The sequence below is a fragment of the Methylobacterium sp. genome (genome assembly GCF_019745455.1).
Classification (GTDB): Bacteria; Pseudomonadota; Alphaproteobacteria; order Rhizobiales; family Beijerinckiaceae; genus Methylobacterium.
This window is the reverse complement of the sequence record NZ_JAIETD010000148.1, coordinates 21,972-29,224: the sequence shown is the minus strand read 5'-3', so window position 1 is coordinate 29,224 and position 7,253 is coordinate 21,972. Positions and strand designations below refer to the sequence as shown.

8 protein-coding genes and 1 tRNA gene are annotated in these 7,253 nt (G+C 63.1%); 1 reads left to right on the top strand and 8 read right to left on the bottom strand.

The genetic code is table 11. The features are described from left to right. The 8 genes from K2Y56_RS24520 to htpG all read right to left on the bottom strand — a co-directional run. On the bottom strand, positions 1-655 hold a 655-nt coding region (locus tag K2Y56_RS24520), incomplete at its 3' end, for a 3'-5' exonuclease (protein WP_292514175.1). A 190-nt stretch (positions 656-845) separates the two neighbouring features. Further along, positions 846-1,109 carry a hypothetical protein gene (locus K2Y56_RS24515; protein ID WP_292514174.1) on the bottom strand — a complete coding sequence of 88 codons (264 nt, stop codon included), beginning with the start codon at positions 1,107-1,109 and terminating at the stop codon, positions 846-848. A 63-nt stretch (positions 1,110-1,172) separates the two neighbouring features. Then, positions 1,173-1,727, bottom strand: coding sequence for a metallophosphoesterase (locus K2Y56_RS24510; RefSeq protein ID WP_292514180.1), 555 nt, complete (start codon positions 1,725-1,727; stop codon positions 1,173-1,175). Positions 1,728-2,102: 375 nt separating this feature from the next. Beyond that, positions 2,103-2,324, bottom strand: coding sequence for a hypothetical protein (locus tag K2Y56_RS24505; RefSeq protein WP_292514171.1), 222 nt, complete (start codon positions 2,322-2,324; stop codon positions 2,103-2,105). Further along, positions 2,321-2,830 carry a hypothetical protein gene (locus K2Y56_RS26625; protein WP_366849451.1) on the bottom strand — a complete coding sequence of 170 codons (510 nt, stop codon included), beginning with the start codon at positions 2,828-2,830 and terminating at the stop codon, positions 2,321-2,323. Before K2Y56_RS26625 ends, K2Y56_RS24505 begins: the two co-directional genes overlap by 4 nt. Positions 2,831-3,150: 320 nt before the next feature. Next, positions 3,151-3,240 (bottom strand) — tRNA-Ser (locus K2Y56_RS24495). Positions 3,241-3,288: 48 nt separating this feature from the next. Next, positions 3,289-4,362, bottom strand: a complete 1,074-nt coding sequence (locus K2Y56_RS24490; protein ID WP_292514168.1) for a glycosyltransferase family 4 protein — start codon at positions 4,360-4,362, stop codon at positions 3,289-3,291. Positions 4,363-4,429: 67 nt separating this feature from the next. Beyond that, positions 4,430-6,262 (bottom strand): molecular chaperone HtpG, encoded by a 1,833-nt coding sequence (gene htpG / locus K2Y56_RS24485; protein WP_292514165.1) that lies wholly within the window; start codon positions 6,260-6,262, stop codon positions 4,430-4,432. 241 nt (positions 6,263-6,503) lie between these two features. Between htpG and K2Y56_RS24480 the strand changes: the two genes are divergently transcribed. After that, positions 6,504-7,223: an ABC transporter permease gene (locus K2Y56_RS24480; RefSeq protein ID WP_292514162.1), complete on the top strand. Its 720-nt coding sequence runs from the start codon at positions 6,504-6,506 to the stop codon at positions 7,221-7,223. The last annotated feature ends 30 nt before the right edge of the window (positions 7,224-7,253 follow it).

Sequence of the window (7,253 nt, the reverse complement as noted above, 5' to 3'; positions counted from 1 at the left end):
ATTCCACCTCAGGCCGCCTGACCGATGGCCGCTCCAACTCCACCCCGAATTTCCACCTCATTGACGGACACGACCCAAGCAGGGCATGGCAGTCGTCGATGGCCCGATGCCCGTCATGGAAGTAGCCGTAATCGGTCAGGAGATAGCCGAGCTTAATACCTTCGTGGCCTTCGTCGCGCCACGGCACCTGATGGCAGGAGCACGCCCAATTCTTCTCGGCGAAGATCGGCCAGCGCACCTCAGACATCTGCCGGTCGAAGCTCGCGTTATGAGCGATGACAACAACGGCATCCGCCACCATTTCTTGCACCGCCGCGTCATCGATGCATTGCCCTGCCACATCATCATCCGTGATGCCGGTCAGCCGAGAAATCTCAGGCGGGATTGGTTTGCTCGGCTGATGTAACTGATTGAGAGTGTCGAGCACGCGGTAGAGCCGACCGCTCGCGCCATACTCGAACTTGATGATACCAAGCTCGATGACTTCGTCGCTCGCGTGATTGACGCCCGTGGTTTCGGTGTCGAGGATTAAGCCGATGAAAGTCGGCTCATTCGGCGTTTCGCTGCACTCTGCGAGGGGCGCGACCCGTCGCAACACCCGGTATTCGCCTGTGCTCTCAAGGACCGTAGCGATGCTGTCGAGCGGCTGAGTCACGACAGGGCATCCTGCCTGATAAGTCACCGGCTAGCCGAGCGCACGGTCTCGGCGAAGCGGGCCGCTACCCTAGGCGCAGTGTTTCCGGATCGAACAGTGTCCTTGAGCTGAGTTCCCCAGGAGATTGCGGGTCCGCACCCGACTAGCGTGAGGCAGGTTGGGGGTGTGGGCTGATAAGCTCATGGTCCAGTCAGCGATCAGGCTTGGTTAGCCCCAGCCGCTCGTGAGCCTCTGTAGGCGTCATGGACCGAATGGCCTCATCCGAGACGCCAAGGGCGCGAAGCTGTGCCCGTTGGCGGTTGGTGATCATCAGCGAGACGAGGGGAGGCTCCGCAGGAGGTTCCATCCGCGCCCTTGTCTCATTGTCGTTGGCCTGGGTCTCGCCGGCAAAGAAGGCCTCTTCACCGGCAATTTGCTCGAGGAACTGCGGCAGCTCATCGTCAGTCCCTGCCATCGATCGGTCTCCGCTTCTGGGTTCGAAGAGTGATGAAGTCAGCGAGGCTGCACGATGAGCATCTCATCGGCCCCGATCACGCGCCAGCTCTTCCGGGAGCGTCCCGGCGCGGTCCTGACGCGCGATGATGGCGGGGAGCTGAACCGGCCGATAGTCCCAGGCATCAACACCGACGTCGCAGGAACGCCGTGTATCCCGAAGTGAGCCATGAGTGTGACCGTAGAGGTGGCGGGTCTCGCGCCAAAGGCCGGGCCACGCCCGATGAGCGTAATGGGCGAGATACAGCCGCGTCTCGGCGCCCTCTTCACGGATCGTGATGCGAATGCTCTCCACGGGTGGATCGACCCAAGGCAGTTTCAAGACGCGCTTGGTATCATGGTTGCCGCGTATCAGCCGCTTGTTACCCCGTAGGCGGCCGAAGATCTCGGCACAGCGTTCGCGGCTCGTATCCCCTGCAAAGTCACCAAGGTGCCAAACGTCATCTGCTTCGCTCACTGTCGCGTTCCAGCGGGCAATCAACATCTCGTCATGCTCGGCGATCGAGCCGAAGGTATCGCCTCTCTGACAAAGGATGCGAACGTCACCAAAGTGCGTGTCTGCCGTAAAGAACGTCGTCATGCCTGCCACAGGTCAGCGCGTTGCAAAGGCCATCTGCGATCACGCGACCTTTGGACCAACAATGGCTGCTGCGTCTTTGATGCGCCATGTGTAACGCGCCACGACCGAACGATAGGGGGCGAAGCGGGACGCAACCTCGCGCGTATCATGGCAGCCCGCTCCTGGACGACCGAGACCAGTTCATGGACGCGCTGCTCGGCGCTGTCGTGGTGCGCGAGATGATGGACGGCCACCGCCCCCCGGTGTGGATCTCGGACCGCTACACCGCCCAACGGTGGGGCGAAACAACTTGGCGGCGGTGTCTTTGGCGGTCTAGGGAGAAACAAGAAGGAGACGGCTTCTGGTCCATGACGTACTCCAGGAGCCCCTACGGCCTCAATGGGGCGGCTCCTGACGCTTCGCGATCTTCGTGACATCGTCCTGACTGTTGTTGCGTAAGGCATGAAGGAACCTGGCGAGCGCCTCTTCCAGGGTGTGCCCATTGGTCCGCGCGGCCTCCTCCATCTTCGCGAGTTCCACCTCGGAGAACCTCTGGCCGGTGAGGTGTTCCAGCTCTTGAAAGGCGATGAGGTGCGCGACCTGGTCTCGGACACTCATTGGGGGGTCTTCGCCTCCTCCAGGATGGTGAGCTCGTCAGTATCCGATACCGCAACTTCCAAGTGTATAATCGAACGCGTCGTGAGCAGACCAACTTGCGGCCGCGAAAATCGGCCTTTCGCGAATTCGCTCGCATGAGAATGAGCGAATGCCAGAGCGCAGCCGCTCGCTGCACTCGGAACCAACTTGCGTAAGCGCTCGGCGAGGTCAGCAGCTCGGAGGTGGGTGTAGCGCGACAGCATGCGGAGCTCCTTGTGACCGTTGATCGCCCCGACTTCAGTGATGCCGAGTCCGTGCTCAAACAGGCGTGTGATCCGCAGCGAGTAAGTTATCTTGCCGAACCCCGGCAGCGTCGTGCCAGCCAGTAACCCGAAAGATTGAGAACGAAACCGCAGCCATCCGTCGAGCGCGGCGTCATCCAGATGGACAGCCCCGTCCTCTAGGAACCGGTCGTAGACGCGCCTACCGCGCTGATTCGGCTCCATAAGGGCGATGTCGCACAGCATGTCGAAAACTGTGCCATCCCCGAGCTGTTTTTTGCTCCCACAGGTCGAGGTGCTTGGCCGCCCGATCGAAGTCAGGCTTGCGGCAGTAGCCCACAGCCTCGCGGAGCACAGATTGGATCGAAGCTCGGATGGGGTAATACTGAGCGAGGACGTCCTCGCGGGCTGCTACCGACTGCGTTCCGTCCACACAGGTTCTCCACGCGTCTGACGGCAGACTGCCGCGAGCGTTGCCGAACGTCTACCGGCGGTGCATGAATCCAAACACAGAAACGTAAGCCACAAAAAGATCGAGCTCAAGCTTCTAAAAACATTAGACTAAGTGGCGGAGAGGGGGGGATTCGAACCCCCGATGCCCTTGCAGGCATGCCGCATTTCGAGTGCGGTGCGATCGACCACTCCGCCACCTCTCCGCGAGGTGTCTCAACGACGGGCGGTGCCTAGCACGAAGGGTCGCGCCCTCACAAGCCGATCGTGTCACGAAATGGCGCGGGCCTCGTCAGGCTATTTCGATAGAGAGACAGGATCGCATCAGAAAAGGCGGCGGGCGCATAGAGAGCACGCACGCGCGGCGCAACATCGGCCCGGATGGGCCCGCTGGCTGCCTTCAGGATCGCCTCGGCGAAAGCCTCCGGATTGCGCGGACTGAGAGAGGCCGGGTCGGCGCCGGTCTCCTCGATCATCACCCTATGGGCTGGGATGCTGGAGGCGACCACCCGGAAGCCTCGGCCGAGAGCCTCGGCGAGAGCCAGGGGCTGGATCTCCGACTGGGACGGGAACAGAGCGAGGCCGACATCGTCGAAGGCATGCTCCGGCGGCCGGGCACCGGTGAAGCGGACGACTTCGCCGAGTCCGAGGCGTGCGATCCGTTCTCGCAGCGCAGCCGCATAAGCCCCATCGAGTTCCGGGCCGATGAGCATGAGGCGCGCGTGCCTCGCTTCAGGCCGGCACCGTAGCAGGGCAAGTGCCTCGACGGCGAGGTCCTGGCCCTTCTGCGGATAGATCGCCCCGACCACCGCAAGGGCGGCAAGCGGGTCGGGATGCGGCTCCGTCGCTCCATTGGAAAGGCTGAGCGGGTTCCGGACGAGCGTCGAGGGTAGGCTCGCTGGAGAAGGGATATGCGGGCTGATGGTAACGCACGCATCGGCGAGCCTTCCTCGCAACCTTGCGAGCACACCGCCGCGCGAGGGGTCGAGATGGAGATGCCACAGGATCAGGGGACGAGGTCGAAGACAGCGGGCGGCGACGCCGTAGACATAGAGCGAGGGCTCGTCGTGGAGGTGAATCACGTCCGGTCGCAGTCGCCTCAGCACGAGGGCTTCGCGGCAGATCAACGAGAGGAGACGAGGCAAGATGCCGAGCTTGCGGAGGAGGCCGACGAGGGGGCGGTCAGGGAACAGAACGGGCGCACGTTCGTCCGCCTCGTCGAGGGGCGCGCGTAAAGTGACCTCATGCTCGCCGCGCAGGACGGCGGCGGTCGCCAGAAGAATGCGGGTCGAGCCGCCTCGGGTCGCGTAGACCGTGGGGAGCAGCACCCTCATCGCGGCGCAGTGAAGCTGGATCCCCCGCCACATCCGGGCGAGGGACAAGGATGGGTTTGGGTCAAGCGTCCGTGGCCAGGGCCGCCGTCACCCGCCGCGCGAAGGCGACGGGATCCCGCGGCGTGTCGCCGTCCTGGATCCGGGCCAGATCCAGCAGGGTACCGGCCTCCTCGCCGATGTCGGTCTCCGCCTCGACGCGAGCGGCGAGTGCCCGGATCAGGGGATGTCGCGGGTTGACCTCGAGCACCGGCTGGCCGGCCGCTCCACGGCCGGCCCGGCGAAGCAGCCGCTGCATCTGAAGATCCGGCCCGCTCCCCGAGGCCGACAGGACCACGGCACTCTCGACGAGGCGGTCGGTCGACCGGACATCCGAGACGTCGGCGCTCAGGCTCTGCTTGAGCGCGGCCACGAGCTTCTCGATCGAGGCGCCATCCTCTTCGGATACCGCCTCGCCGGCAAATTTCGAGAGGTCGATTGTTCCCTTCGTCACTGATTGCAGCGACCTGTCGGAAAAGCGTCCGAGAGTATCCGGCCAGAACGCATCGACATGGTCGGAGAGCAGCAGAACCTCCACGCCGCGGGCGCGGAACCCTTCGAGTTGCGGAGAGGATGTCAGCGCCTCGGCATCGTCGGCCACGAGATAGTAAATCGCCTCCTGGCCATCCTTCATGCGGGAAACGTAGTCCGGCAGCGAGGTCCAGCCCTCCACGGACGAGGACCGGAACCGCAGGAGCGGGGCGATCTCCTCGCGGCGCTCGTGGTCTTCGTAGATCCCCTCCTTCAGCACGGGGCCGAAATTCTCCCAGAACGTCGCGTAGCCCTCGGCGTCCTTGGCGCGGCTTGTCAGCTCGGAGAGCACGCGGCCGGTCACAGCTCGGCGGATCTTGGTGAGGACCGGCGTCGCCTGCAGCATTTCGCGCGAGACGTTGAGCGGCAGATCCTCGGTGTCGACGACGCCCTGGACAAAGCGCAGCCAGCTCGGCAGCAGCGTGGCCTCGTCGGTGATGAACATGCGCCGGACATGCAGGCGGACCTTGCTTTCGCGTTCCCCCTCGACGGCCTGGAAGGGCTTCATGCCCGGCACGAACAGGAGGGCCGAGAATTCGAGCGCGCCCTCCGCACGCCAGTGAAGGGTCGCCCAAGGCTTGTCGAAGTTGAAGCCGACATGGCGGTAGAACTCGGTGTACTGCTCCTCGCTGACCTCGGATTTCGGCTTGCGCCACAGGGCAGTGCCCTGGTTGGCGGCTTCCTCCTTGCCCTCGCTGACAATCGCGATCGGCACGGTGATATGGTCGGCCCATTTGCGCACGACGTGATCGAGGCGATAGCTCTCGAGATATTCGTCCGCGTCTTCTTTAAGATGCAGAACAATGTCGGTGCCGGCTTCTGATCGTTCGGCGGTTTCGAGGGTGAAGCTGCCCTGGCCCTCGGAAGCCCAGGCCCAGGCTTCGTCGGAACCGGCGCGGCGCGAGGTGACCGTCACCCGGTCGGCGACCATGAAGGCCGAATAGAAGCCGACGCCGAACTGCCCGATCAGGCTCGGCCTGTCGGCGGCGGAGGCTTCGCTGAGCGACTGGCTGAAGGCCCGGGTGCCCGACCGGGCGATGGTGCCGAGGTTTTGCGTTAGATCCTGCTTCGACATGCCGAGGCCGGCATCGGAAATCGTCAGGGTGCGGGCCGCCTTGTCCGGCACGATCCGGATCTTTGCGTCCGCTGGCAATGCGAGAGAGCCGTCGGTCAGAGCCTCGAAGCGGCGCCGGTCGACGGCATCGGCGGCGTTGGCCACCAGCTCGCGCAGAAAGATCTCGCGATCGGAATAGAGGGCGTGGACGACGAGATCCAACAATCGCCCGACTTCGGCACCGAACTCATGCCGCTCCACGGTCTCGCTCAAGGGAGGGTCTCCTGAAATTTGCCAAGGTCGGGCGCGATATGCCCACGGTGCCGGGGTAATTCAATGCCGGACGCACCTCCGCGGCGAGGCCCGGCAGAGCCATCACATTTCGGTCGCGATCCTGCTTCACCGCAGACGCCATACGCCGTCATCGAGGTAGGCGACCATGGTCCCCATGCAAACGGATACGTCGGCGAGGCGCAGTCAGTCGGAGGTTTACCTTCATGTGCTGAGAGCGCTGATGCTGCGCGACATGCGCACCCGGTTCGGCGGCTCCCACATCGGCTATGCCATCGTCGTACTGTGGCCGGTCGTGCATATCTTCATGCTCGTAGCGATCTATGTGCTTCGGAAGATTCCCTCGCCGATGAGCATGAGCACGACGCTGTTCATCGCGACCGGCGCGGTTCCGGCGCTGATGTTCCAGTACGTCTCCCGCGAGGTGATGAAGGCAGTCGTCATGAACCGGCCCTTGACCTACTACCCACAGGTCAAGCTGATCGACGTTTTGTTCGCCCGCATCATCGTCGAGATCGTCACAGGTTTCCTCGGTCTGATGATCGTCTTCGCCATCCTCTACGCGATCGGCGTGGATCCGATGCCGCTAAACCCCTTCGTCGCCATGACCGGATACATCGCGGCGATCCTGCTCGGCATCGGGATTGGCACGATCAACGTGGGGATCATTGCCTTCTTTCCCGGATGGCTCATGGGCTATGCGCTGTTCTCGATCATTCTCTACCTCTCAAGCGGCGTCATGTTCCTCCCGAACATGCTTCCTGACGAGATATATCAGTATCTGAGGTACAATCCCGTCGTTCAGATCATCGAATGGGTAAGGCTTGCCTATGAGCCGCAGATGGGATTTCAAATCGACTATCTCTACGTGCTGCTCTGGGCCTTCGGAACACTCACGCTCGGCCTGCTCATGGAGCGCCACATCATACGCAAGATGAACTGAGGTCTCGCGTCTCAATCCGTCTGCAGCCCG